Source organism: Stenotrophomonas sp. SY1, assembly GCF_021202945.1.
Classification (GTDB): domain Bacteria; phylum Pseudomonadota; class Gammaproteobacteria; order Xanthomonadales; family Xanthomonadaceae; genus Stenotrophomonas.
Genome location: NZ_JAJOYR010000002.1, coordinates 1,184,385 through 1,209,733, shown reverse-complemented (window position 1 = coordinate 1,209,733; position 25,349 = coordinate 1,184,385). Strand labels below are relative to the sequence as shown.

General features: G+C 64.9%; 21 protein-coding genes. 14 read left to right on the top strand and 7 right to left on the bottom strand.

Annotation, left to right across the window (positions count from 1 at the left end; translation table 11 throughout):
* The first annotated feature begins 21 nt into the window (after nt 1-21).
* On the top strand, nt 22-2,196 hold the full coding sequence (locus LR961_RS17010) for a glycoside hydrolase family 3 N-terminal domain-containing protein (protein ID WP_232151115.1): 2,175 nt from the start codon (nt 22-24) through the stop codon (nt 2,194-2,196).
* A gap of 324 nt (nt 2,197-2,520) precedes the next feature.
* Here the strand turns inward: LR961_RS17010 and LR961_RS17005 are convergent, their stop codons facing one another.
* Nucleotides 2,521-3,687 (bottom strand): PQQ-dependent sugar dehydrogenase, encoded by a 1,167-nt coding sequence (locus LR961_RS17005; RefSeq protein ID WP_232151114.1) that lies wholly within the window; start codon nt 3,685-3,687, stop codon nt 2,521-2,523.
* 160 nt (nt 3,688-3,847) lie between these two features.
* Between LR961_RS17005 and yiaA the strand changes: the two genes are divergently transcribed.
* Entirely contained in the window at nt 3,848-4,285 is a 438-nt protein-coding gene (gene yiaA, locus LR961_RS17000) for an inner membrane protein YiaA (RefSeq protein WP_232151113.1), read from the top strand.
* A gap of 187 nt (nt 4,286-4,472) precedes the next feature.
* Here the strand turns inward: yiaA and LR961_RS16995 are convergent, their stop codons facing one another.
* From LR961_RS16995 to LR961_RS16975, 5 genes are all read right to left on the bottom strand, one after another.
* Complete coding sequence (locus LR961_RS16995) at nt 4,473-5,753, bottom strand: dicarboxylate/amino acid:cation symporter (RefSeq protein WP_232151112.1); 1,281 nt, start codon at nt 5,751-5,753, stop codon at nt 4,473-4,475.
* Entirely contained in the window at nt 5,750-6,541 is a 792-nt protein-coding gene (locus LR961_RS16990) for a hypothetical protein (protein ID WP_232151111.1), read from the bottom strand. The genes LR961_RS16995 and LR961_RS16990 overlap by 4 nt, the downstream gene beginning before the upstream one ends.
* Nucleotides 6,542-6,558: 17 nt before the next feature.
* Nucleotides 6,559-7,407, bottom strand: a complete 849-nt coding sequence (locus LR961_RS16985) for a MurR/RpiR family transcriptional regulator (protein WP_232151110.1) — start codon at nt 7,405-7,407, stop codon at nt 6,559-6,561.
* A 1,010-nt stretch (nt 7,408-8,417) separates the two neighbouring features.
* A complete protein-coding gene (locus LR961_RS16980) occupies nt 8,418-9,515 on the bottom strand; it encodes a dipeptide epimerase (protein WP_232151109.1) in 1,098 nt (365 codons plus the stop codon).
* Nucleotides 9,512-10,963 (bottom strand): SH3 domain-containing protein, encoded by a 1,452-nt coding sequence (locus tag LR961_RS16975; RefSeq protein ID WP_232151108.1) that lies wholly within the window; start codon nt 10,961-10,963, stop codon nt 9,512-9,514. Before LR961_RS16975 ends, LR961_RS16980 begins: the two co-directional genes overlap by 4 nt.
* Before the next feature lie 311 nt (nt 10,964-11,274).
* Here LR961_RS16975 and LR961_RS16970 point away from each other — a divergent pair, with 311 nt between their 5' ends.
* From LR961_RS16970 to LR961_RS16920, 11 genes are all read left to right on the top strand, one after another.
* Nucleotides 11,275-12,594 (top strand): transglutaminase-like domain-containing protein, encoded by a 1,320-nt coding sequence (locus LR961_RS16970; protein ID WP_232151181.1) that lies wholly within the window; start codon nt 11,275-11,277, stop codon nt 12,592-12,594.
* Between the two features lie 48 nt (nt 12,595-12,642).
* Nucleotides 12,643-15,654, top strand: coding sequence for a TonB-dependent receptor (locus LR961_RS16965; protein ID WP_232151107.1), 3,012 nt, complete (start codon nt 12,643-12,645; stop codon nt 15,652-15,654).
* A 62-nt stretch (nt 15,655-15,716) separates the two neighbouring features.
* Entirely contained in the window at nt 15,717-17,273 is a 1,557-nt protein-coding gene (locus LR961_RS16960) for a serine hydrolase (RefSeq protein WP_232151180.1), read from the top strand.
* 19 nt (nt 17,274-17,292) lie between these two features.
* Nucleotides 17,293-17,964, top strand: coding sequence for a M15 family metallopeptidase (locus LR961_RS16955; RefSeq protein ID WP_232151179.1), 672 nt, complete (start codon nt 17,293-17,295; stop codon nt 17,962-17,964).
* A gap of 53 nt (nt 17,965-18,017) precedes the next feature.
* Nucleotides 18,018-18,398, top strand: a complete 381-nt coding sequence (locus LR961_RS16950) for a hypothetical protein (RefSeq protein WP_232151106.1) — start codon at nt 18,018-18,020, stop codon at nt 18,396-18,398.
* A gap of 222 nt (nt 18,399-18,620) precedes the next feature.
* Entirely contained in the window at nt 18,621-18,944 is a 324-nt protein-coding gene (locus LR961_RS16945) for an EF-hand domain-containing protein (protein WP_232151105.1), read from the top strand.
* A 185-nt stretch (nt 18,945-19,129) separates the two neighbouring features.
* The gene (locus tag LR961_RS16940) at nt 19,130-19,873 is read left to right on the top strand and encodes an HAD family hydrolase (protein ID WP_232151104.1); all 744 of its coding nucleotides are present in this window, start codon (nt 19,130-19,132) and stop codon (nt 19,871-19,873) included.
* Nucleotides 19,874-19,875: 2 nt separating this feature from the next.
* Complete coding sequence (locus LR961_RS16935) at nt 19,876-20,436, top strand: hypothetical protein (protein ID WP_232151103.1); 561 nt, start codon at nt 19,876-19,878, stop codon at nt 20,434-20,436.
* Nucleotides 20,437-20,795: 359 nt separating this feature from the next.
* Nucleotides 20,796-22,163 (top strand): VOC family protein, encoded by a 1,368-nt coding sequence (locus LR961_RS16930; RefSeq protein WP_232151102.1) that lies wholly within the window; start codon nt 20,796-20,798, stop codon nt 22,161-22,163.
* 313 nt (nt 22,164-22,476) lie between these two features.
* Nucleotides 22,477-23,601 (top strand): alpha/beta fold hydrolase, encoded by a 1,125-nt coding sequence (locus tag LR961_RS16925; protein WP_232151101.1) that lies wholly within the window; start codon nt 22,477-22,479, stop codon nt 23,599-23,601.
* A gap of 17 nt (nt 23,602-23,618) precedes the next feature.
* Entirely contained in the window at nt 23,619-24,278 is a 660-nt protein-coding gene (locus tag LR961_RS16920) for a glutathione S-transferase family protein (protein WP_232151100.1), read from the top strand.
* A 13-nt stretch (nt 24,279-24,291) separates the two neighbouring features.
* On the opposite strand, the gene LR961_RS16915 is transcribed toward LR961_RS16920, so the two are convergent.
* The gene (locus tag LR961_RS16915) at nt 24,292-24,651 is read right to left on the bottom strand and encodes a DUF1428 domain-containing protein (protein WP_232151099.1); all 360 of its coding nucleotides are present in this window, start codon (nt 24,649-24,651) and stop codon (nt 24,292-24,294) included.
* Nucleotides 24,652-24,943: 292 nt separating this feature from the next.
* On the opposite strand from LR961_RS16915, the gene LR961_RS16910 reads away from it, so the two are divergent.
* On the top strand, nt 24,944-25,348 hold the full coding sequence (locus LR961_RS16910; RefSeq protein ID WP_232151098.1) for a hypothetical protein: 405 nt from the start codon (nt 24,944-24,946) through the stop codon (nt 25,346-25,348).
* Nucleotide 25,349: the final 1 nt, after the last annotated feature.

Sequence of the window (25,349 nt, the reverse complement as noted above, 5' to 3'; positions counted from 1 at the left end):
CGTTTGTCTGAAGGACTGCTGGTGGCCCCCGACCGCATTGAATCCCTGATCGCCCGCATGACCCTCGAAGAGAAGGTCGGCCAGCTGGGCGTGTTTGCCGACATGGTCCGGCCGTTCGCGCCGGACGTGAACCCCGAAGCCAATGTGCGCAACGCCGAGCAGGTGCTGGAGCAGGTGCGCGCCGGCCGCGTCGGTTCGCTGTTCAACGGGGTCGGTGCCGAGGCCGGGCGACGCATCCAGCAGGTGGCGGTGGAACAGAGCCGGCTGGGAATCCCGGTGGCGCTGGCCGCCGATGTGATCCATGGCATGCGCACGGTGTTCCCGATTCCGCTGGGCGAAGCGGCCAGCTTCGAACCGGACCTGGCCCGCCGTACCGCGCGTGCCACCGCCATCGAAGCCACTGCCGCCGGCATCCACTGGACCTACGCACCGGCCGTGGACATTGCCCGCGACCAGCGCTGGGGCCGGGGCGCTGAAGGTGCAGGCGAGGATGTGGTGCTGGGTTGTGCCTTCGCCGCTGCGCGGGTGCGCGGCTTCCAGGGCGATGACCTGAAGGCTGCCGATTCGTTGTTGGCCACGCCCAAGCATTTTGCCGCCTATGGCGCGGTGGCCGGTGGCATGGAGTACGCGCAGGTGGATATCTCGCCGCAGAGTCTGCGCGACATCCATCTGCCGCCGTTCAAGGCTGCGTTGGAGGCCGGCGCGTTGTCGCTGATGAGTGCCTTCAATGACATCAACGGGGTGCCGGCCAGTGCCAATCGCGCGCTGCTGACCGAACTGCTGCGGTATGAGTGGGGCTTCGACGGCGTGGTGGTGTCCGATTACACCGCCGACATGGAGCTGGTCGCGCACGGCTACGCCGCTGATGAAGTGGATGCGACCTGCAAGGCCTTCCTTGCCGGGCTGGACCTGAGCATGCAGAGCGGCTTCTACGACCGCCACCTGGCCGGACTGGTGGAGGCCGGTGAAGTGCCGATGTCGGTGCTGGACGAATCGGTGCGGCGCATCCTGCGGCTGAAGGAAGCGATGGGCCTGTTCGAGGACCCGTACCGCTCGCTGGACCCGGCCCGTGAAGCGGACCAGGCGCATATCGCCGCGCATGATGCGTTGTCGCGCGATGCGGCACGGCGTTCGATCGTGCTGCTCAAGAACGAAACCTCGCTGCTTCCATTGCGCAAGCGCGGGCAGAAGATCGCATTGATCGGCCCCTTCGTGCAGGACCGCGACAACATCGAAGGCTGCTGGACGCTGTTCGGCGACAAGTCGCGTTACGTCACCCTGGAAGCCGGCGTACGCGCGGCGCTGGACGACGACGCGATGCTGGAGATCGTCCCGGGCTGTGACCTGGAGGCACCGCTGGATGGCGGTATCGATGCCGCCGTGGCTGCCGCGCGCCGCGCCGATGTGGTGGTGCTGGCGCTGGGCGAGCCGCAGCGTTACAGCGGCGAAGCGCAATCGCGTATCGAAATCACCTTGCCGCCAGTGCAGCAGGCATTGGCCGAGGCCATTGCCGCGACCGGCACGCCGCTGGTGGTGCTGCTGCGCAATGGGCGGGCATTGGCGCTGCACGGTGCCGTGCGTGATGCGCAGGCGATCGCGGTGACGTGGTACCTGGGCACGCAGACCGGCCATGCGGTGGCCGATGTGTTGTTCGGTGACTACAGCCCGTCGGCGCGGTTGCCGGTGAGTTTCCCGTTGGCCTCGGGGCAGCAGCCGTACTTCTACAACCATCCGCGTACCGGCCGCCCGGAGCTGCCGGCCATGTCGGAGTTCAAGGCACGCTGGCGGGAGATTCCGAATGCGCCGTTGTATGCGTTCGGCCATGGCCTGGCTTACACGACATTTGCCTATGGCGCGCCGCAGCTGAGTGCAGCGCAGCTGGATTGGGACGGTGAACTGCTCATCACCACCACCGTGACCAACACCGGTGCGGTGGCCGGTGAGGAAGTGGTGCAGCTGTACGTGCATGACCGCGTTGCCAGCCGCGTGCGCCCGGTGCGCGAGTTGAAGGACTTCCGCAAGATCGCATTGGCGCCGGGTGAATCGACGCAGGTGCAGTTCCGTCTGGTGCGCGAACAGTTGGCGTTCACCGGCGTGTATGAAGCGTTCGAGGCCGAGCCGGGCCTGTTCGATGTCTGGGTATGCGCCTCGTCGGCCAGTGGTGAGGCGGTGACGTTCGAGCTGCTGGGCGAATGAGGTGATGCGGCAGGAGCGGCTTCAGCCACGAAGCCGGAGATGGGCAACCATCATCCGCTGGTGATTGCACCATCGAAAGCGTGCTGTGCAATTGCTGTTGTGGCGTCGAGCTGAAGCACCTTCAGCTTCGCGGTTCACGCCGCTCCTACAACAGCCTTGCCCGGCAGGAGCGGCGTGAGCCGCGAAGTCGGTGGCGGGAAACGCTCAGGACGCTTGCGACTGCACCACCGACAACGCGTGATGCAATCGCTGAGATCGTGCAGGCCTGGAGCGGCGTCAGCTTCGCGGCTGAAGCCGCTCCTACAGATAACGGCGGCGTGTGGCTCAACCGGCTTTGGGCGTGAGCTTCAGCAGGCGGCCTTCCGATCCGTCCTTGCCGTCTTCCAGCAGCCACAGTGCGCCGTCCGGGCCTTGTTCCACTTCGCGGATGCGGTTGCCCATGTCGAAGCGTTCGGCTTCGCGCGCCTTGTCGCCGTCGAAGGCCACGCGCACCAGCGACATGGACGACAGGCCACCGATGAAGCCGCTGCCCTGCCATTGCGGGAACTGCGTGCCGTTGTAGATGACGAAGCCGGCCGGGGAGATCACCTGGCGCCAGGTCACCACCGGCGCGATGAATTCCGGGCGGGTGTCATGGTCGGGAATCGGGCGGCCGTCGTAATGGTCGCCGTTGGAGACGATGGGATAGCCGTAGTTGCCACCGCGCTGGATCAGGTTCAGCTCATCGCCGCCCTTCGGGCCCATTTCGTGTTCCCACAACTTGCCGTTGGCATCGAAGGCGATGCCCAGCACGCTGCGATGGCCCAGCGACCAGACCTGGTCAGCCGGCGAGCCTTGGGCAACGAACGGGTTGTCGGCCGGAATGCTGCCGTCTTCGTTGAGGCGGATGATCTTGCCCAGGTTGCTCTTCATGTCCTGGGCCGGGTCGAACTTCTGCCGCTCGCTGGAGCTGATCCACAGCTTGCCGTCCGGGCCGAAGGTCATGCGGTGGCCGTAATGGCCACGGCCGGTGACCTTGGGCGTCTGCCGCCAGATCACCTGCGCGTCGGTCAGCTGACCACCACCGTTGGCATCGAGCACCAGTTTGGCGCGCGCCACGGCGGCGCCACGGGTGTCGTCCGGGCCTTCCTCGGCGTAGCTGTAATAGACCAGCCCATTGCTGGCGAACTGCGGGTGGGCGATCACATCGCCAAAACCACCCTGGCCACCGTAGGCCACCGCCGGCACGCCGCTGATCTCGCCACGCTTGCCGGTTGCCGGGTTGAAGTGAATCAGCTTGCCGGCCTTCTCGGTGATGAGCGCGCTGCCATCGGGCAGGAACGTCATCGCCCAGGGCTCCTTGAAGCTGCCGTTCTCGGTAACGGTGAACGGCCACTGCGCCTGTTTGACCGCCGCTTCGGCGGCCGGGTCGGCGGGGGCCTTGGCGCAGGCCGCAGTTATCAGCGCGGGGGCAAGTGCCAGGGTCATGGAAAGCAGCAACGGACGGCGCATGGTGATCTCCGGTAGCGGAAACGGGTATCCGATGCGTGTTTTACAGCATGTCTGTCAAATGTGCTGGCGTTTTGAGTGGGAGTGCCGAGCGCAATCACCTAAGGTGGCGCAAGCGCGCTCATGGGTGATGCGCGGTATGTAAATAAAAAAGGAGATTTTGATGGGTCATCAAGTACATCGGCCTTCGGTCGCGTTCATCGCCGCATCGTGGACAGCGTTGCTGCTGGGTGCTGCGGCCTACCTGGTAGGCCTGTTCAATGCGCAGATGCAGCTCAATGAGAAGGGCTATTACCTGACATTGCTGCTGTTTGGCCTGTTCGCAGCCGTATCGCTGCAGAAGAGTTTGCGTGATCGGCTGGAAGGCATCCGGGTCAGTGGGCTTTACTACAGCCTGGCTTGGTTCGCGCTGATGGCTGCATTGTTTTTGTTGGTGATTGGTTTGTGGAATGCCGGCATGACGCTTAGTGAGAAGGGCTTCTACGGCATGGCGTTCACATTGGCTTTGTTCAGTGCTGTGGCGGTACAGAAGAACACGCGTGACGTGATGTCGGCCGATGCCGAGCAGGGCACACCATCGTCGCCACCTTATCTGGGGTAGAACACACACCGGGATGAGGCAGGGCGTCATCCCGGTGCTGGGGTGCCTGTAGGTGCGGCGCAAGCCGCGAAGCTGATCATGCGAAATGCCCGCAGACTCTATGCAATCGCATATTGATTCGGCTGCGGTTGCTTGATCAGCCTCGCGGCTTACGCCGCTCCTACAGGGGCCGGGATTTCATCCCTGCCTACGCATTGCTGTCCGGTTCGGTTGCGGTGGGCGTATGCCTGGCGACGATGCCGGTGGCGGTGACGCCGCCGGTGGCGTTGCCGATGGTGCAGAACACGTCCGGAATGGTGTCCACCGCCAACAGCACGCCCAGCGGTTCCACCGGCAGGCCCAGGCTCTGCGTGATCGGCAGGTTGTTGGTCATGAAGTTGGCCTGGCCCGGCAGACCGGTGGAGCCCATGCTGATCACCGCGGCCAGCAGCACCGCCACCGCGTACTGCGAGACGGAAATGTCGATGCCGTACAGCCAGGCGATGAAGGTCGCCACGGCGATGTACTGCGCCGGGCTGGTGATGCGGAACAGCGATACCGCCATCGGCAGCACCAGCGCGGTCAATGCGGCCGGATAGCCCAGGCGGTTGCGCGCGCTGTCGATCATCGCCGGCAACGAAGCCAATGACGACTGCGTGCTGCCGGCGATCACCTGTACCGGCACCAGTGCGCTGGCGAAGCGGCGCAGCGGCTCGCCGGCGGCGAAGCGGGCCACCACGTACAGCAGCAGGGTGATCAGGATGTAGATCACGCACATCAGCACGATGTAGTAGCCCAGCACGCCCAGCACGCTCATGCCGACCTCGGCGCAGACCACCAGCACCAGCGCGAACACGCCGACCGGCGCGGCCCACAACACCCAGCGCACGATGGTGATCATGGTGTCGGCGACGATGCGGATGATGTCCAGGATGCGGTCGCGGCGCTCGGCTTCCTGGCGGCTCAGGGCAAAGCCGAAGAACATGGCGAACACCACCAGCGGCAACATCGATGCCGATGCGGCGGCGGCCAAGGCGTTGCTGGGAATCAGCGAGCTGATCCACTGCGCGGCACTGGGCGGCGTGCCCTTGGTCACTGAGGAATGCAGGGCATCGCGGAAGGTCTGGATGGTGCCGGCATCACGCGGCACCAGGTCGAGCAAGGCCGGTGTGATCAGCGCCGAAAACGCGGCCGAGCCGACCAGCAGCACCAGGAACACGATGATCGCGTTGCGCGCCGTGCGCCCGGAGGCGGCGGCATTGCTGGCGGTGTTGACGCCAACGATGACCAGCGCGGTGACCAGCGGCACCACCGTCATCTGCAGGGCATTGAGCCAGAGCCGGCCAATGGGCCGAACCACATCGGCAACCTGCAGCGCCAATACGGGATCGTGGGCGGTCAGCGACAGGCCGACGATGGCGGCCAGCACCAGTGCGATCAGCACCTTGACCGGCGCGGAGAGTGTGAAGCGGCGTGCGGACGTGCTCAACGTGCGACCTCCGTCAGTACCGGCAGGCCCCAGCTGCGCCGCAGGCGTTCGTAATCATCTTCGGGCAGCAGCACGAACAGCGGCTTGGCCGCCGGTGAGAGCCAGGCGAGCAGGTCGCTCATCTGCCGGGGTTCCATTGCGGTGCAGCCGGCGGTGGCCTCGCCGGCCGCACGGCGCAGGTGGGCGAAGATGCAGCTGCCCTGGCCGGGTACGTTGGCCGGGTTGTGTTCGATGACGAAGCCTTCGCGGTAACGGATGTCGCCCTTGTTGTGCAGGTCCAGGCGCATGGCCTCGGTCGACCCCTTCACCGCGTCTTGGCCAACCTTTGCGGCGTCGACGATGCGGTTGTACAGCGGCGAGGCAGGCACGTCCATGCAGTAGCTGGTGGCCAGCATCGGCTGGTACGGCAGTGCGGTGCCGGCATGATCGGCATAGCCGAACGCGGGCCCGATGTTGAAGATGCCGGCTGGGCTGCGGCCGTCGCCTTCGCGCTTCTGCGGGCCATTGTCCTGTTGCGGATGCAGGCCGATGCCCCACGCGATGCCGGTGCGGCCCAGCGATACGTCGAAGCTGGCGGCGTGCGGTTTCCAGCCACCGTCGCCACGCTCGAAAGCCTGCAATCGGCCGGAGGGCGCATCCCATGAGGGCGCGGTAACGACAACCAGCTGCCGCGCATCGTGCACGGGTGTGGCCAGCGGCGAGGCGGAAGCGAACGGCGCGGTGAAGGCGAGCAGGCACACCAGCGGTGACAGCAGCTGCCGGGCAGTGGCATGGAACAGGGATGGCATGGCGGCGGCTCCGGCTATCAGTTGTCCATCAGGTGCTGGATGCGTTCCTGGTTCACTGCCAGTTGCCGCTGCCGATCGGGATTGGATTGACACAACAGCACGAACACGAAATCCAGCAGGTATTGCAGCGAGCAACGGTACAGCAGTTGCGCGATCTGCGGCTGCGGGTCGTGCGCGCATAGGACCAGCGAAGCATCGGCATGTGCGCGCAGCGGATTGGCGGTGTGGCGGGTGATCGAAACCACCTTGCCGCCCACTTCCTGGAACTGCCGTGACAGCTGCCACAGCTGCGGCAGCTTGCCGAACTCGGAGAACACCAGCAGCACATCGCCGGGGCGCGCGGCCGACAGGTTGGCGGTCATCAGGATGGGATCGGCATGCTGCACGGTGAGGATGCCCAGCAACGACAGACGCATGGCGAACTCGCGCGCATACAGGCCATCGTCGCCGAGGCCGTAGATGAAGACCTTGGGCGCGGTGTCGATCAATGCGATCACTGCTTCCACATCGGCCTGCGGGTTTGCGGCCATGGTTTCTTCTTCGGCGGCGACCTTGGCACGGCGCAGGGTTTCGGCGGCCAGCAGGTAGCCACCGGGTTGGTCCTCGGGCGGCCAGTCGGCGGTTTCACCGTTGCCGGCAAGGGCGACGGCGGCGCCGACGGAGTACTTCAGATCCGGGTAGCCCTTGAAGCCGAGTTTCTGGCTGAACTTCACGACGCTGGACTGGCTGATGCCCAGGGCATTGGCCAACTGCTGCGAGGAGTAGTCGCGCAGCAGGTGGGCGTTGTCGAGGATGAAGTCGGCGATGCGACGTTCGATGGCCGACATCTGTTCGCGTTCTGAGCGGAGTTTTACCAGGGGTGGCATGGGTGGGATGTCGGTTGGTCGTTGGCGACTCTAAGGGATTGGCGACGACGTGTGGCAGGTGCTGCGTGGGTTTTTGCGTTGTGGGCAGCGGGTGCGAGGTGTGCTGCGCTTGTTCGGGTTACGTATGGCAGGCCTGCTGCAAACGGATCGTCAGTCGGGTGAAGGCAGGTGTTGCTTCGGCTTTGGCTTCGGCTGCTGTTGCCGTTGTTGTTGCAGTTGTTTGTGCTGTTGTTTATGTCTTTGACTGGCCGGGTCCCCTTCCGTAGCGACGGAGCTGGCAGATAAGACCCCGAATGGGGCGACGCACAGGGATGTGCGTCGTTTTTCGACGAGACAGGGATGTCTCGTCGAAAAATCCTGCCGGCGGAGTGAATCTGTAGCGCGAAGCGCGGAAGGCGCGGAGGCAGGGTGTGCTTTCTTTTGGTTAGCTTTTCTTTGCACAAGCAAAGAAAAGTAACTCGCTCCCCGACGGGGAGTGAAAGCCTTTGATTTTGATGTTGTTTCAAGTGTCAAGTGTGAGAGCAAGAGCTTTCGCCCCCTGAAAGGGGGCGAGCGCACCTTTCTTTGCTTGTGCAAAGAAACGTGGCCCAAAGAAAGCACACCCTGCCTTCGCGCCCACGATGCTGCGCATCGCGGGTCCACTCCGCTGGCAGGATTTTTCGACGAGACATCCCTGTCTCGTCGAAAAACGACGCACATCCCTGTGCGTCGCCCCATTCGGGGTCTTATCTGCCAGCTCCGTCGCTGCGGAAGGGGACTCGGTAGAGCGGAGCCAGAGCCAGAGCCAGAGCCAAAGCCAAAGCCGAATCCAGGCAACTGCACCCCTCCCCAACCCTCCCCTTGGCTTTGCCAAAGGGAGGGGGCTGAAGCGGTGGCTTGGCGATGGTTGGCTGTGGCTGGGCCACAAAACAGAACAGCACCTGCGTTGGCAGGTGCTGCGTGTGAATCACTCTCGCGCGCTCGGGCAGCAACAGCAGCTGCTTCTGCGCAGCCTGCTGTCGCCGTGGCCATCACGGCTTGATCATCTCCAGGCCGCGTACCTCGATGATGCCCAGGCCCGGCGCGTCGGTGATGGTGATCTCCGACTCGTTGAAGATCACGCCGCCTTCCACCGGGTTGAACTGGCTCAACGAAGGCCCGTCCAGATCCACCTTGGTGATGGCACCGGACTTGGCCACCGCCAGGTGCACCGCCGCCGCCACGCTGATGCTCGACTCGAGCATGCAGCCGATCATGCACGGCACGCCGTACAACGAGGCGATGTCGGCGATCTTGATCGCATTGGAAATGCCGCCGGTCTTCATCAGCTTGATGTTGATGATGTCCGCCGCGCCCTGTTGGATCAGGTCAAACACCTGGTTCGGGTTGAACACGCTCTCGTCGGCCATCACCGGGGTGTTGACGCGTTCGGTCACGTACTTCATGCCGGCGATGTCGGCGGCCTTCACCGGTTGCTCCAGCAGCTCCAGGATCACGCCGGCATTTTCCAGCTCGCGCATCGCATACACCGCCTGCTTGGCGGTCCAGCCCTGGTTGGCGTCCAGGCGCAGCAGCGCACGGCCTTCGACGGCGGCATGGATCGCCTTTACCCGCTCGATGTCCAGGCCGATGTCCTTGCCCACCTTGATCTTCAACGACTCAAAACCGCGATCCAGCGCCGACAACGAGTCGGCCACCATCTTGTCGATGTAATCCACGCTGATGGTGATGTCGGTGGTGATCACCGGGTCGCCGCCGCCAAGCATCTGGTACAGCGGCGCGCCGTGCAGCTGCGCCCACAGGTCGTAGACCGCGATCTCCACCGCCGCCTTGGCGCTGGTGTTGCGCTCCAGCGAGGACTGGATGAGCCCGCAGATGCGGTTGAGGTTGGCGATGTCCTCGCCGATCAAGCGCGGTTTGATGAAGGTGTTGATGGCTTCGATGATCGAGCCATGGGTGTCACCGGTGATCACCGCGGTCGGCGGTGCTTCGCCATAGCCGGTGTGGCCGGTGTCGGTGCGGATCAGCACCACCACGTCCTCCATCGTTTCGACGGTGCGCAGTGCGGTTTTGAACGGGGTTTTCAGGGGCACGCGCAGCATGCCCAGTTCGATGTCGGTGATCTTCATTTGGTCGCTTGTGGGCGGATGCGCTGGATGTTGGTCATGCGGTCGATGTAGCTGGCGGTGTCGCTGGCCATCATCGGTTGCAACGGGGTTACCGAGACGCCATTGAGGCTGGCGTGGACGCGCTTGCCGCCGGCGTCAAACCAGCTGCCACCGGAGGTGTCATGGATCACCCAGGTCATGCCGTTGGACTGGCCGATGGCCATCATCACGTGGCCCGGGATGTAGATCAGGTCACCCACGTTCAGGCCGGCGATGGCGGCGTCACGCTTGCTCTTGCCGTCCTTGTCGTTGAAGGCGATGCGGTCCAGCGCCGGGCTTATCGCCTGCGCACTGGTATTGCGCGGCAGCAGCACGCCGAAGCTGCGGTAGATCTCCGAGACGAAGCCACTGCAATCGCGGGTGTCGTAGGAGTGGCCCCAACCGTAGCGCTCACCGAGGAACTTGAAGGCCTGGCTGATGAGGTTGCGCTGGGTCAGCGGCAGGTAGTCGGAGGCGGTGTCCTGCGAACGCGGCAGCAATGCCGGCACCAGCGCCAGGCTGCCATCGTCATTGCGCACCGGCAGCTGGATCACGTGGCTGGCATGGGCCTGCTGGCCGTTGACCGGCGTCATCGCCGGCCAGTCGACGAGTACCGGTACGCGCACGCCCATCTCCAGTTGAAGGTCGGACACGCGCGGTTCTTCGGGTGTGTGCACGGTGTGTGCAGTGGCGCCGGTGATGACCCGGTATGGGCCACTCTGGCCGTAGCCGAGCACCTGCTCGCTGCTGCCAACGCCGACGAAACGCTTTTCCATCCACGCCGCGTAGCGCTCGCTGCTGACGAACACCCACTTGCCGTCGGCGCTCTCATGCAGCACAGCCACCGCGTCACCCGGGAACAGGGCTGATTCCTGGAAGCGGTCGATGTCGGTGTCGCCCTTGCTGCTGAACACACGCAGCTCGGTCGGGAACGCCCGCAGCGCAGCGCGGTGCACCACCAGCCCGTACTGGATCGGGCGGTTGTCGGCGATGCGGTCCAGCGCCAGGTTGTCGGTGACGGCCTTCAGCTGCGCGCTGCCCACTTCCTTGCCCTGCACGTCGTACAGGGTCCGGCTGGGGGCGCGGGAAATGCCGTTGATCTGTTCGGCCACGAATGCGCGCGGCAGGTTGGCGGGCAGGGCGCGCAGGTCGTGAATGGAGCCGTCGAGCTGGCGCATGCGCGCGTTCTGCGCGGCAATGCCGGCGCGGTCCAGGATCACCGCATCGGGGTTGGGCAGCTGCGCGATCCAGTGCTGCGGCGCGAGGAAACTCTCTTCCAGCCCGATGATGCCGGCATGGGACGGCGCGCTGGCAGGCGGGGGCGGCGACAGCGCGAACGCCGGGCCGGCGCATAGCGCCGTTGCGAGGATCAAGGCCCGGGAAAGCGGGGCGAGGCGTCGGCGCTGAAGCAGCGACGGGATGGCGTTCATTGGAGCTCCCCTCTGAGATGCTTCAGGAATATTTATTCCTTTCATCGGTGAAAGCAAGAATAAATTATTGACCGACTACTGGGTGCGTGTTACACAACCGTTACCCACCCTGCACCTCTGGATGTGTTGCCGTGGCTTCACCTGTCGATTCTGCCCGCTTTGTCCGTGCCCCGTTCGCCCGCAAGGCGGCGGCTTCAATTCTGGGCTTGGCCATTGCCTGTTCCCTGCAAGCCGGGGAGGCGCCTGCGGTGCAGCTTCCGGCGTTGGCAGCACAGGTGGATCGCGGCGATTTCGCCGGTGCGCAGGCGCAGATCGACAAGGCCCTGGCCGCGCCGGGCACCGACGCCGCCACGCGCGCTGCCTATGCTTTTCAGCAGGAGCGCATGCGCCGCATCCGCCTGGATTTCACCCTGGACGAAGCACAGGCCAAGGCGGCCGTGCGCCGGTCGGTTCCAGACCTGCGCGATGAAGAATTCAAGAGGTGGGATGACGCCGGGCTGCTCGAGCACCTGGACATCGACGGGCAGCGGCGCTGGTTCAAGCGCGCACCGGGCAATCTGTTCCTGTTGAGCGCCGAAGCATCCCAGCGCCGCCCGGCCGACAAGCGCATCTCCAGGCCGGGGCCATACGAACGGCTGGGCCCGCATCATGGCGAAGTCATCATCGCCGCCGAGCAGAGCGGGCTCACCAGCCTGGCGCCGCGTCGGGTTCGCATCACCCAGTCGATCAAGGTCGATGCAGATGCGGTGCCGGCCGGCGAGACGGTGCGTGCGTGGATTCCGTACCCGCGTTCGATTGCCGGTCAGCAGGAGAACATCCAGTGGCTGGGCAGCGTGCCGACCGGTGCGCAGATCGCTCCCGAAGACACCCTGCAGCGCACCGCCTACCTGGAGCGCAAGGCCGTGGCCGGTACGCCGACGGAGTTTTCGGTGAGCTATGAGCTGACCATCTCCGCGCGTCGTTTCGTGATCGACCCGGACAAGGTGCAGCCGACGCCATCCGATCCGGCGCTGGCGCCCTACCTGGTCGAGCGTGCCCCGCATGTGGTGTTCACCCCGGCCATGCGTGAGTTCTCGCGCAAGGCGGTGGGCAATGAAACCAATCCATACCGCGTAGCCAAGAAGCTGTTCGATGCGGTGGACCAGATTCCGTGGGGCGGCGCTCGCGAGTATTCGACCATCAGCAACATCTCCGATTACGCGCTGCACGCCGGCCATGCCGACTGCGGTCAGCAGACGCTGCTGCTGATTTCGCTGCTGCGCATGAACGGCATTCCGGCGCGCTGGCAGTCGGGCATGGTCTATTCGGACAACGAGGTCGGCTACAACAACCTGCACGACTGGGGCGCGGTGTATCTGGCGCCCTATGGCTGGGTGCCGGTTGACGTGAGCACCGGTGCCTTGAACAGCGACAAGCCGGCCGAGCGCGATTTCTATTTCGGTGGGCTGGATGCGTATCGCATCGCCTTCAACGATGACTATTCACGGCCGTTGGTCCCGGCCAAGCAACATTTCCGTTCCGAGACGGTGGACCTGCAACGCGGTGAAGTGGAGTGGCAAGGGGGGAACCTCTACTTCAACCAGTGGCAGTACGACTTCCAGTCGCAGGTGCTGCCACTGGCGGGGAAATAAACAGCTGTTCCAGGGTGCAATTCCATTATCTGCAGGAGAGAGCAGGGGATGAATACGAAACTGTTGAAGAAGGCGGCCTTGTCCGTCGCATTGGGTGTCTGTCTGGGTGCACTCGCGCCCAGCGTGATGGCGCAGAGTGCCACCGGCGCAATCGCCGGCCGTGCAAGCAGTGGTGATCAGATCACCATCGTCAACAAGGCCACTGGCCTGACCCGCAGCGTGACGGCCGGTGGCGATGGTGCCTATCGACTGAGCCAGCTGCCGGTGGGCGATTACAGCTTGCAGGTCAAGCGTGGTGGGCAGACCGACGTTGAGCCGGTGGCGGTCAGCGTGTCGCTGGGCGGTACCACCACGGTCAATCTGGGCGGCGGTGGTGACGGCGGCGCGGTGACGCTGGATTCGGTGCAGGTCACCGGTTCGAAGATCGTCAACCGCGTGGACGTGTACTCCACCGAGTCCTCGTTCAACATCAAGCGCGAAGAGCTTTCGCGCATGCCGGTGGACCAGAGCGTGGAGGCCGTCGCGCTGCTGGCGCCGGGCGTGGTGGCCTCCGGTGCCACCTTCGGCGGCCTGACCTTCGGTGGTTCGTCGGTGGCCGAGAACGTGGCCTACATCAACGGCCTGAACGTGACCGACCCCTATCTCCGCCAGGGGTTCTCGACCGTTCCGTTCAACTTCTACGAAGAATTCCAGGTCAAGACCGGTGGCTACTCGGCCGAGTTCGGTCGCAGCACCGGTGGCGTCATCAACGCCATCACCCGCTCCGGCGGCAATGAGTTCAAGGGCGGCGTGGAGGTCACGATGGAGCCCTCGGCCTGGGCGGCGTCGAAGAGGGACCACTTCCACCACGACGGCACCATGGATGAGCGTGATCGCACCAGCCGTGATACCAGCCCGCTGCTCAAGACCAATGCGTGGGGGTCCGGCCCACTGGTGAAGGACAAGCTGTTCTTCTTCGCCATGTATGAGAACCGCGACAGCAAGGCCACGGACGTTGATTACGACCAGGCCTGGAAGACCAAGGGCAACAACGATTTCTGGGGCGGGAAGCTCGACTGGCGCATCACCGACAACCACCTGCTGGAGTTGTTGGCGTTCTCGGACAAGGCGGACTATCTGACCACCGCCTATGACGACTATTCCTGGGACACCGACCGGTACGGTGCCGCTAGCGGTGTAAGCAGCAACTCGTCCGGTGGCGACAACTGGTCGCTCACCTATACCGGCCACCTGACCGACAACTTCGTCGCCAAGGCGATGTATGGCGTGAACAAGCGTAGTTCGGTGGCGGACAGCCCGCTGGACGGCGACTGCAGCATCATCACGTTGGGCTCAAGCTACACCGATCAGTACGGGGAAATGGACAGTTTGGGTTGTCATCCGACCAACGATGCCATCAGCAGCCGTGAGGACAAGCGCGAAGCTGCGCGCCTGGATTTCGAATGGAGCCTGGGCAACCACCTGCTCCGTTTTGGTGTCGACCAGGAAGACATGGATTCGGACAGCTCGACGGTGTACCCCGGCGATGGCGTCAGCTACCAGGCCTTGTGGGTCAAGCCGGGTTCGTCGGTCAATGACGTCCCACTGCCCGCCGGCGTCACCGACTTCATCGATGCACGCCGCAAGATCACCGGCTCGCCGGTGACCACCAAGGCGCAGGCGTTCTATGTGGAAGACAACTGGAACGTCACCCCGAATCTGTTGTTGAACCTCGGCGTGCGCTTCGACCAGTTCCACAACAAGCTGGCCTCCGGCGCGACCTTCGCCAAGACCAAGTTCAACGACATGATCTCGCCGCGCCTGGGCTTCAGCTGGGACGTGAAGGGTGATGGCACCACCAAGGTGTTCGCAAACGCCGGTCGCTACTACACGCCGCTGACCAACAAGCTGACCGACTACTTTGGTGGCGGCACCACCGATGAGCACACCTATTACGTGCTCAACGGCTGGACCGAGAAGTCGCACCCGCTGACCGGCAATCCGTACTTTGTGCCGAATCTCGGCGCCCAGATCGGCCCGGTCAATACCGACAACAACGCCCCGGCACCGACCGACGTGCGTACCGCTGTGGCGAAGGACCTGAAGCAGGTCTACCAGGATGAGTTCATCGTCGGCTTCCAGCAGGCGATCAACCAGGAATGGTCGTACGGCGTGAATGCCACCTACCGCAAGATGACCCGCGCCGTGGAAGATGCCCGCATCAACCACGTAGAAGGTTGTGACTGGTACTCGGGCGACTGGCCGATCATCAATCCGGGTGAGACCAACAAGCTGTGGTGCCCGGATACCAACAGCTGGGTCAGCTTCGATTCGTCCAAGGACGGTTACAAGGCCGGCGGCAGCGGCAACATCATGGGCTACAAGAAGCCCCGCCGTACCTACAAGGCCGTCGAGCTGCAGCTGGATCGCTCCTGGGACGACAAGTGGGCATTCAATGCCAGCTACATCTGGTCCAAGAGCGAGGGCAACATCGAAGGTCCGGTGAACTCGGATACCGGCTACGGCGATACCAACCTGGTGCAGTACTACGATCACCCGGCGGTGAACGAGCGCCACGGGGTGCTGTTCAACGACTTCCGCCATCAGTTCAAGCTGCGCGGTTCGTTCAAGTTGAACGAACAGTGGTCCTTCGGCAGCACGTTGTCGGCCCGCTCCGGTGGTCCGATCACCGCATTCGGCGTGGTCTGGCCGGATGACAGCCGCAACGCCGGTGGTCCGGGTGAGTTCAGTGGTGGTGGTTCGGGTTGGCTGTGCGAGTCTTCGGCCACCAACAACTGCAGCGATTGGAAGACCCGTCAGCTGGTGTATTCCGAGCGTGGTGCGTTCGGCCGGATGCCTTGGGTCATCGACCTGGGCGCCAGCGTGATGTGGACGCTGCCGGTGGAAGGCATCGACCTGAAGGCGCGTCTGTCGGTGTACAACCTGCTCAACCGGCAGGCCACCGTCAACGTTCACTCCCGCTACGAAAGTGCACCGGGTTCGAAGATGCCTTACTTCGGTGAAGGCACGGTCTGGCAGGCACCGCGTTACACCAACCTGGTCGTGACCTGGAACTTCTGATCGTGTGTTGAACGAACGGCCCGCTTCGGCGGGCCGTTCGCTTTTGCAGGAGCGCAACGATGATGCGATTGAAACTGCTGCTGGCGATGGTCCCGGCGTTGCTGGCGGCGCCGGCAATGGCGTCCACGCAGGTGGACCCTGCGCGCATGTCGCCGCTGGTCGATCAGGCCGTGCAGCACTACCGGCTGCCGGGCATCGCGGTGGGGGTGATCGAGGACGGCAGGATCGTCCAGCGCATCACCCGTGGCGAGTTGGCGGTGGGCGAAGGTGCCGCCGTCGATTCCGATTCACTGTTCATGATTGCTTCCAACAGCAAGGCCATGACCGCCGCGGTGATCGCGCGCCTGGTGCAGGCCGGCAAGCTGCGTTGGGACGATCCGGTAACCAAGTACCTGCCGCAGTTCCGCATGCACGATGCGTGGGTGACGCGCAACATGCAGGTGCGTGACCTGCTGATCCACAACAGCGGGCTTGGCCTGGGGGCAGGCGACCTGATGCTGTGGCCCGAGCCCAATCACTTCGATCGCGACGACATCATTGCCGGGCTGGCGCACCTCAAGCCGGCTGGCAGCTTCCGTTCCGATTACGCCTACGACAACCTGCTGTACGTGGTGGCTGGCGAAGTGGCTGCCGCCGCCGCAGGCAAGCCCTACGCACAACTGGTGCGCGAGGAGATCTTCCAGCCGCTGGGCATGCAGCGTTGCCAGGTCGGCCAATGGTCGCCGACGACGGTCGGCAACATCGCGCGCCCGCATCACCGTGAGCAGGGTAGGAACGTCGCCTCGGCCGCCGATCCGGCCCGCGTGGATGATTTCCCTTCCATGGCCGCCGGCGGTATCCGCTGCAGCCTGGATGACATGCTGCGCTGGATGCAGGTGCTGCTTGACCCTGCCCAGGCGCCGGGTTGGCTGGACGACATCCAGCGCCGTGCGCTGTGGACGGCGCACATGCCGATGCCGATCAGCCAGCGCCAGCGCGAGTGGGACAACACCCACTTCTCCGCCTATGGCTATGGCTGGCGCCTGTCGGACATGGACGGGCAATGGAGAGTGGCGCACACCGGTACGTTGTCGGGTATGTACTCCTCGTTGGCCTTGTTGCCCGACCGCAAGACGGGCGTGGTGATGCTGATCAATGGCGAGGCCGAGGATGCACGTACCGCCTTGATGCAGGCCATGCTCAAACACTACACCGCGCCGCAGGCCGGCCATGACGTGCTGCATTACGCGCGGCTGATGGAGCAGGCGCAGGCACAGCGACGTGCCCAGGGCCATGTGCGCCCGCTGCTGAGCGATCAGCAACCCGCGCGTGCCGGCGAACTGATGGCGCAGCTGGGCACCTGGCGCGATCCCTGGTTCGGCGAGGTGACGCTGTGTGCACACGAAGGAAAGGTGTTGTTCGCATCGGCCAAGTCGCCGCGCATGCGCGGCCAGGTGATGCGCAGCGGCCAGCAATGGTTCGTGCAGTGGCAGGAACTGGGTGAGGATGCCGAGGCATGGCTGGAGTTTTCCAGCGCGGGCAAGCACCCTGTGATGCACCTGCGCGCCATCGACCCGGATATCGACTTCAGCTATGACTACCAGGACCTGGAATTCCAACGTGTCGGCGACTGTGGCTAAACGCGGACTGTCGTTGTTGATGTTGCTGGCCGTTACCGGCAGCGCCTTGGCCGTGGACATCTCTGCGGCGAAGACGCCGACGCAGGCCGGCATCGTCGATGTCAGCACGCTGGTGCCGGGCATCGTGCTGGACATGCGCTATGCCGGCACGGACAACTTCACCGGTCGCGTCGTTCCCGGCTATGAAGCACCGCGTTGCTATCTGCTGCAGCCGGTGGCCGAGGCGCTGGCGCGGGTGCAGCAGCGCCTGCACGCGCAGGGCTATGCGTTGCAGCTGTTCGACTGCTACCGCCCGGCGCACTCGGTGAAGTCATTCGTGGCCTGGGCGCATGACCTGTCCGACCAGCAGGCCAAGGCCCGCTATTACCCCAATGTCGACAAAGGCCGGCTGCTGGACGGCTACATCGCCGAAACCTCCGGCCACAGCCGCGCGGCGACGGTCGATCTGGGCCTGCTGGATTGCCGTGAAGGCGCCTGCGTCACCGTGGACATGGGCACCGGCTTTGACTACTTCGATCCATTGGCGCACACCGCCAGCGCGGACATCACCCCGGCCCAGCGGCGCAACCGCCAGCAGCTGCTGGAGGCGATGCAGGCCGAGGGGTTTGCCAACTACGCGATGGAGTGGTGGCACTTCACCTTCAAGCCGGAGCCGACGCCGGACACCGCCTACGACTTCCCGGTGCGTTGAGTGCGGCCCGTGGCAGGTAGACTGCGGCCAGTCCTGATTACCCGCACATACGCATGAACCTGGTTTTGCATTACGGCCTGCTGGGCTCGCTGGAAGCGGCGCTTATCGCCTTGGCGATCGGTTTCGTGGTGTTCGCGCTGTGGTGGCAGGTGTGCCGGCGGGTGGGGCTGTCGCACGGCCACGCCATCGCCTGGGCGTGCCTGGTGGCGGTGATCATCGGCGCCGGCGTCGATGCCTGGAACATGTTCTACCTGGGCATGATGGGCCTGGAGTCGCCGTTGTACGTACGGCTGGCGCTGGCCCGCATCCATGATCCCGACCAGTTGGGCACGCGCGTCGTGCTGGAAGTGGCTGGCGCGATGATCGGCGTTGGCCTGGGATGGTGGATGTTCAGTTCGCGGCCATCTTCCCCGGACACCACCGATGCGTCGTAACCGGCATTGCACGGTGGGATAAACGCGATGTGTGGAACGCCCGAATGCCGGGCTTACCTGTGCTTCACGATGCACTAACCACTGCACTACCGGCAGTTGTCGATGCAGTGGTTAACACGCCGTTGCGCGTGAATCTGGGGGGGCAGGGCGATTCAGCATGGGCTTGTCAGGGTGGAGTCGTGCGGAGTTTCCGCGCAATCCACACAAGACGAGGAACACCTGATGACCCTTCGCAACCGCACCCCGCTGTTCGCCCTGATGGCTGTCGTAGGTTCCGTGCTGGCATTGCCGGCCATGGCCCAGGAGGCACAGCAGGAGCAGGCCGCCACCCGCGCCCAGCAGGCGCAGGACGCAGCAACCGAAGCATCCAGTGGCGATGGCCAGAGCTGGGCCAGTGTCGACGCCGATGGTGATGGCAGCATCAGCAAGGCCGAGTCGCAGGCCAATGCCGGCCTGGCGCAGGTATTCGATGATGCCGACGCCGACAAGGACGGCAAGCTGACTCCGGATGAGTACCGCACCTACGCGGCCAAACAGCAGAAGTAACAGGCAGCAGCCCCACAGGCGTAGCTGTCTGCTGCTGCAAGCCCCCGTCCCGCGTTGTGGGGCGGGGGCATGAGCGGAGGCAGTCCCCATCCTCCCTGCGCGCCACGCCGGACCGGGAACGGGTGCCGGGCTGCTGACTCCAGCGGCAAACCATCCGCCAGCGGCCAGGCGTTATCCTGTGCGGCATGAACCAGAACACATCCCCTTCCGCCATCGGCCTGGTCGGCTTTGACGGCGATGACACGCTCTGGAAGAGCGAAGACTATTACCGCCAGGCCGAGCAGGATTTCGAGGCCATTCTTGGTCACTACATCGACCTGCACGATGCCGGCACCGCTCAGCACCTGCTCAAGGTCGAGCGCCGCAACCTGGAGATCTTCGGCTACGGCGCCAAGGGCATGACCCTGTCGATGCTGGAAGCAGCCATCGAGCTGACCGACGAGAACATCTCCGCCCAGCACCTGCGCCAGATCATCGAGATCGGCCGCCGTACCCTGCAACATCCGGTGGAGGTGATCGACGGCGTGCGCGAGGCGGTGGCCGCCATCGCCGCCGAGTACCCGGTGGTGCTGATCACCAAGGGCGACCTGTTCCATCAGGAGCAGAAGATCGAGCGCTCCGGCCTGCGCGATCTGTTCCCGCGCATCGAGATCGTCTCGGAGAAGGATCAGTCCACCTACGCCCGCGTGCTGGCCGAGTTCGACCTGCCGGCCGAGCAGTTCGTGATGGTGGGCAATTCGCTGCGTTCGGACATCGAGCCGGTGCTGGGCCTGGGCGGCTGGGGCGTGTACACGCCGTATGCGGTTACCTGGGCGCATGAGGCCGAGCACGGCGTGTCCGACGACGCACCGCGCCTGCACCACGCCGACACCGCCCACCAGTGGCCCGAAGCGGTGCGTGCCATCGCCGCCCAGGCTCACGGCGCTTGAACATGCGCGCCGCCACGCACCGTTGCCGCAGGCCTGGCCGGTCCTGGCTGCTGCTGGGTGTGCTGGCGGTGCTGCCGATCGGCTTGCAGGCGCAGCAGGCGCCGTCACCGGCCAGCACTGCGGCAGCCTATGCGCCGGGCACCGGTGATGCCTGGGTGGATCGCCAGCTGGCCGATATCAACGCCTACGCCGCGCGTTACCCGGACGCCTTCATCGATGAGCTGTCGCGCTATGCCGGTGCTCGTCCGGCCTACGTGGAGGCGCTGCTGCGCGAGCACGGCTGGAAGCCGGGTGACGTGTACTTCGCCTGCATGTGGGGCCATGTGACCGGCAACAGTTGCCGCGAACCGGTGCGGGCGCACACGGCGCTGCCGGATGCCGGCTGGAAGGCGGTGGTGGAAACACTGGAGCCGGCACCGGACAACCTGCATTGGCGGGCACTGCGCCATGCCATCGTCGCCAGTTACGACCATTGGGACCGGCCGATCACGCTCGATGCCCTGCTGCAACGTCAGTTGGGTGACCGCGCCAAGCGGGATGCGGCTGCGCGCAAGGCCGATTGAGGAAGGGCCGGGCAGTGCTGGCCGAGCCCGGCTTGCGCTTTTATGCCTTCATTCCCGCGCAGGCGGGAATCGCTCCCGCCCCTGCCTTTGCTGTTCGGGCCTTCGTGGCAGGCAACAAGTCAACGCGAAAGCCAGAGCCGAAGCCAGAGCGGTTCCCGCCTGCGCGGAAATGACTACCTGAAGATTGCGCTGTGAAAGCCTCGCCTTCGCGGGAATGACGGTCTGGTGGAGGTGTTGTAGACCGCTCCACGCAACGGACCCAAGCACCGCCCCGGCCTTTGCTGCCCCGCAAATAGCCGCCGCACCGCATTCCGGGCGAAAATGTCGCTTCTCTCGATTCCGCGCCAGCGCACTTCGTCATGACCGCCGACCGTTTCGTTTCCCCCGACCACATCCGCAGCCTGTTCTCGCAATCCATGTCGCACATGTACCGCACCGAAGTGCCGCTGTACGGCACGCTGGTGGAGCTGGTCGGGGAGGTGAATGCCGATGTGCTGGCTGCGCAGCCGGCATTGGCCGAACAGATGCGGCGCAGCGGCGAGCGCGAACGACTGGATGTGGAGCGCCACGGCGCCATCCGCGTCGGCACCGCGCAGGAACTGGCCACGCTGGGCCGCCTGTTCGCGGTGATGGGCATGCAGCCGGTGGGGTACTACGACCTGTCGGTGGCCGGCGTGCCGGTGCACTCCACCGCCTTCCGTCCGGTGGACAACGAAGCGCTCAAGCGCAATCCGTTCCGCGTGTTCACCTCGCTGCTGCGGCTGGAACTGATCGAAGACGAAGCGCTGCGCATGCAGGCTGCGGAGATCCTGGCACGACGCAACATCTTCACCGCCGGCGTGTTGCAGCTGATCGAGCAGTGCGAGCGCGAAGGGGGCTTGAGCGAAGACGATGCCTGGCGTTTCGTGGTGGAGGCGCTGGAAACCTTCCGCTGGCACAACCAGGCCACGGTTTCGCTGGAGACGTATCAGGCTCTGCAGGGCGCGCATCGTCTGGTGGCTGACGTGGTGAGCTTCCGTGGCCCGCACATCAACCACCTCACTCCGCGCACGCTGGATATCGACGCCGCGCAGGCTGCCATGCATGCGCGCGGCCTGGCCGCCAAGGCGGTGATCGAAGGTCCGCCGCGTCGTGCCTGCCCGATCCTGCTGCGCCAGACCAGCTTCAAGGCATTGGAGGAAATGGTGCATTTCCCGTCCGGCAGCGGCGAGGAGGCTGGCACCCACACCGCCCGTTTCGGTGAGATCGAACAGCGCGGCCTGGCACTGACGCCGAAGGGCCGCGCGCTGTACGACACGCTGCTGGCGCAGGCCCGCGAGAGCGGCGGTGCCGGCAGCACCGGCGGGGATTACACGCAGCGCCTGCAGACGGCATTTGCCGGCTTCCCGGATCAGGATGAGGTGCTGCGCCGCGAAGGGTTGGGTTATTACCGCTATGCGTTGACCGATGCCGGTCGCGCGACGCCTGCAAGCGAACGCGCCGTGCCGGCCGAAGTACTGATCGCGAACGGGCTGGCCAGCGCCGATCCGATCATCTACGAGGATTTCCTGCCGGTCAGTGCTGCAGGCATCTTCCAGTCCAACCTCGGCGGTGACGAGCAACGTGCGTACGCCGCACGCGCCAATCGCGATGCGTTCGAGCAGGCGTTGGGTGCCAAGGTCAACGACGAGTTCGCCATCTACGAACGTCTGCAGGCCGAATCGCTGGCCAGCCTTTCGGCGGTTTGACGGCAACAGACGGCAGCCCAGGCTGGGATGAAATCCCAGCCGAACCTCCCGGCCAGCTCATCGGCAAGCACCGGGATTCCGTTGCGCTGAATCCCCGCTTGCGCGGCGCATCGTTGGCTCCTTCTCCCCTTGCGGGATGGGCGCATGTTGCTGATGAGCCGCAGGCTCGTACAGGTGTGAACGCTTCGCGCAGTGCGCGAAGCCGGGGCGAGGAGCGGGGTTGGGGGGAGGCGGCCAAGCGTGAAGTCCTCCTTGGCCGATGCTCGGTTACGATCGCCCGCAGCCTGCGGACACGCAGGCCAGAGGGGAGGAGATGACCAGGACGCTCGCCATCTTGTGGGTAGCAATGTTGCTGGCCGCCGCGCTGCCCGCCTGGGCCGCGCCCGGGCGGATGATCAGCGCCAGGGCCATGGACGATGCGCCCGCCGGTGCCAGCGCCTGGCGTATCCGTTACGAAACCACCGACCTTGACGGTGACCGCACCGAATCCAGCGGCGTGCTGCTGGTGCCTGATGGTGCGCCGCCGGTTGCTGGTCGCGATGTGGTGGCCTGGGCACATGGCACCGTCGGCATCGACTCGGCCTGCACCCCGATCCGCTCGCTGGAACAGATCCCCGCCCTGACCGACATGCTCGCGCGCGGCTGGACGGTGGTGGCTACCGACTATCCGGGGCTGGGCACGCGTGGGCCGCATGCCTACCTGGTCGGCGATGCGGCCGCAGCGGCGGTACTGGACTCGGTACGCGCGGCACGCAATTTCGGCCGCGCCCAGGCAGGCCGCCGCTTCGTGGCCTGGGGCCATTCTCAGGGCGGGCATGCGGCATTGTTCAGCGCGCAGCGGCTGCAGTCCTACGCACCGGAACTGGAACTGCTGGGCGTGGCTGCGATATCACCGCCCACCGACCTGGGCCAGAACATGCAGCAGGCAGATGCCACCGTGCGTGCGGTGCTGACCGCGTTCACCGCGCAGAGCTGGTCCAAGGTCTACGGCGCTGATCTTTCCGGCATCGCCGACGCCACCACGCGTGGCGTGATCACGCGTGCCACCGCTGGCTGCGAAGGTGACCCGTTCTCGGCAGCCGCGCTGCTGCGTGCATTGCGCCTGCGGATACGCCTGGGCGGGCTGGACCTGACCGGGCGCGCACCGTGGGATGGGCTGATCGCGCGCAACTCGCTTGCCGCGCTGGAGAACGCTGCCGTGCCGTTGCTGCTGGTTCAATCCAATGGCGACAAGCTGGTGACCACCGCAGTGACCGAGGCATTCTTCCAGCGCAGCTGCCAGCGTGGTGTTGCCGCACGCTATCTGCTGCTGCCCGATACCGGTCATGCCACCACCGCCATCGCATCGGCGAACACGGCCATCGCCTGGATGACCGAACGTTTCGCCGGGCGTCCGGCGGACAGTGATTGCCCGCCGTCGTCCGATCCACTGATGTAACAACCGGAGCAACCGCAATGTCATTGGCGCTGTATGGACATCCGTTTTCTTCGTACACGCAGAAGGTGCTGATTGCGCTGTACGAAAACGACACGCCGTTCCAGTTCCGCAACCTCGGGCCGGATACGCCTGAGCATGCGGCGGAGTGGTTGCGGCACTGGCCGCTGGGCAAGTTTCCGTTGCTGCTGGATGGCGAGCGCGCGGTGGTGGAGACCAGCATCATCATCGAGTACCTGCAATTGCAGCATGCCGGGCCGGTGTCGTTGTTGCCGGCCGATGCGATGCAGGCGCTGGACGTGCGCTTCATGGACCGCTTCTTCGACCTGCATGTGATGAGCCCGGTGCAGCATGCCGTGGCGATGGCACTGACCGGTGATCCGGGCAAGGCCGAGGACGGTCGCGCGCAGGCGCGACAGAAACTGGAGCTGGCCTACGCATGGCTGGAGACGCAGTTGCCGGATCGCTATTGGGCCTGCGGCGCGCAGTTCAGCCTGGCCGACTGTGCCGCCGCCCCATCACTGTTCTACGCCGACTGGACACACCCGATCAGCGATGCCCATCCGCTGTTGCGCGGATACCGTGCGCGATTGCTGGCGCGGCCTTCGTTCGCCCGTGCGGTGGACGAGGCACGCCCTTACCGGGTGCTGTTTCCGCTGGGGGCGCCGGACCGCGACTGAATCGTGCCTGCGTCTACTTCAGCAGTTCGACCAGCGGTGTGAAGCCGCCGTAGATCAGGCGCTTGCCATCGAAGGGCATCGGGTTGTTGGCCGGGTCCATGCGCGGGTCGTCCATCATCTTCTGCATGCCGACATCGCGGGTGGCCTTGTCGGGCCATTCGATCCACGAGAACACCACCGTTTCTTCAGCCGTGGCCTGCACCGAGCGGAAGAAATCCGTCTGCTTGCCATGCGGCACATCGTCGCCCCAGCACTCGACCACGCGCAGCGCGCCGAATTCGATGAACAACGCATCGCCCTGGCGCGAGTGGGCGATGAACTTCTCTTTGTTGGCGGTGGGAACGGCGGCGATGAATCCATCGACATACGACATGGGCGACCTCGGCGATGTGCATGGCAGCCACGATGGCTGCCTTCATGCGACGCGCGATGCGCCGCGTGCACACGTTCGGCCTTTAGCCGTTGTCTGCATGTGGAGAAAACGCAAAGCCGCCAATTCATGTTTCTGGTGGGCCTATCATCGGCAGCACTTCAATCGCGCAGGGAGCGACAACACGATGTTGAAGACGTACCGGAACGCCTGTTTGATCCTCTGTGTGCTCGGCCTGGCCGCATGTACGGGTCCAGCACAACCGCCGGCGGCGGAAGCACCGGGCGCCAAGCCCGTGGAACCGACCGCAACGCAAGCGCCGGCAGCGCCGGCACCGGACTCAACGGTGGTGCACACCCCGCCGGGTGCGGCCAAGGCAAGCCAGGCCTGCATGATCGCCGGCGAGTTCAAGCTCATGGGCCAGACCATCCGTTCGCGCGACTGCGTGCAGGCGGATGCGGCATCCAGCAAGGCGGAGCTTGAAAGCATCTGCAACGGGCTGGCCCAGACCTCGGCGCAGATGGGCGGCAAGGCGGGCGAAGTCACCTACATGGACGCCTGTCCGTCACCGTCGCAGGGGCGTTGCAGCGGCCTGTTCGGCAGGAAGTACGACGGTTTCTACTACGAGCGCTCGGCCGAGGACCTGGCGGGGCTGCCTGCCAGCTGTGCGCTGGGCGGCGGAACCTGGTCGGCCGGCTGAC

Excerpts from the sequence above, each read along its gene's own strand:
- LR961_RS16985 (WP_232151110.1), bottom strand. The coding sequence starts at position 7,407 with ATGCCACCCCTGGTAAAACTCCGCTCAGAACGCGAACAGATGTCGGCC.
- LR961_RS17005 (WP_232151114.1), bottom strand. The coding sequence starts at position 3,687 with ATGCGCCGTCCGTTGCTGCTTTCCATGACCCTGGCACTTGCCCCCGCG.
- LR961_RS16975 (WP_232151108.1), bottom strand. The coding sequence starts at position 10,963 with ATGAACGCCATCCCGTCGCTGCTTCAGCGCCGACGCCTCGCCCCGCTT.
- LR961_RS16945 (WP_232151105.1), top strand. The coding sequence starts at position 18,621 with ATGACCCTTCGCAACCGCACCCCGCTGTTCGCCCTGATGGCTGTCGTA.
- LR961_RS16990 (WP_232151111.1), bottom strand. The coding sequence starts at position 6,541 with ATGCCATCCCTGTTCCATGCCACTGCCCGGCAGCTGCTGTCACCGCTG.
- LR961_RS16915 (WP_232151099.1), bottom strand. The coding sequence starts at position 24,651 with ATGTCGTATGTCGATGGATTCATCGCCGCCGTTCCCACCGCCAACAAA.
- LR961_RS16965 (WP_232151107.1), top strand. The coding sequence starts at position 12,643 with ATGAATACGAAACTGTTGAAGAAGGCGGCCTTGTCCGTCGCATTGGGT.
- LR961_RS16980 (WP_232151109.1), bottom strand. The coding sequence starts at position 9,515 with ATGAAGATCACCGACATCGAACTGGGCATGCTGCGCGTGCCCCTGAAA.
- LR961_RS16950 (WP_232151106.1), top strand. The coding sequence starts at position 18,018 with ATGAACCTGGTTTTGCATTACGGCCTGCTGGGCTCGCTGGAAGCGGCG.
- LR961_RS16940 (WP_232151104.1), top strand. The coding sequence starts at position 19,130 with ATGAACCAGAACACATCCCCTTCCGCCATCGGCCTGGTCGGCTTTGAC.
- LR961_RS16935 (WP_232151103.1), top strand. The coding sequence starts at position 19,876 with ATGCGCGCCGCCACGCACCGTTGCCGCAGGCCTGGCCGGTCCTGGCTG.
- LR961_RS16920 (WP_232151100.1), top strand. The coding sequence starts at position 23,619 with ATGTCATTGGCGCTGTATGGACATCCGTTTTCTTCGTACACGCAGAAG.
- LR961_RS16955 (WP_232151179.1), top strand. The coding sequence starts at position 17,293 with ATGTTGCTGGCCGTTACCGGCAGCGCCTTGGCCGTGGACATCTCTGCG.
- LR961_RS16960 (WP_232151180.1), top strand. The coding sequence starts at position 15,717 with ATGCGATTGAAACTGCTGCTGGCGATGGTCCCGGCGTTGCTGGCGGCG.
- yiaA (WP_232151113.1), top strand. The coding sequence starts at position 3,848 with ATGGGTCATCAAGTACATCGGCCTTCGGTCGCGTTCATCGCCGCATCG.
- LR961_RS16930 (WP_232151102.1), top strand. The coding sequence starts at position 20,796 with ATGACCGCCGACCGTTTCGTTTCCCCCGACCACATCCGCAGCCTGTTC.
- LR961_RS16925 (WP_232151101.1), top strand. The coding sequence starts at position 22,477 with ATGACCAGGACGCTCGCCATCTTGTGGGTAGCAATGTTGCTGGCCGCC.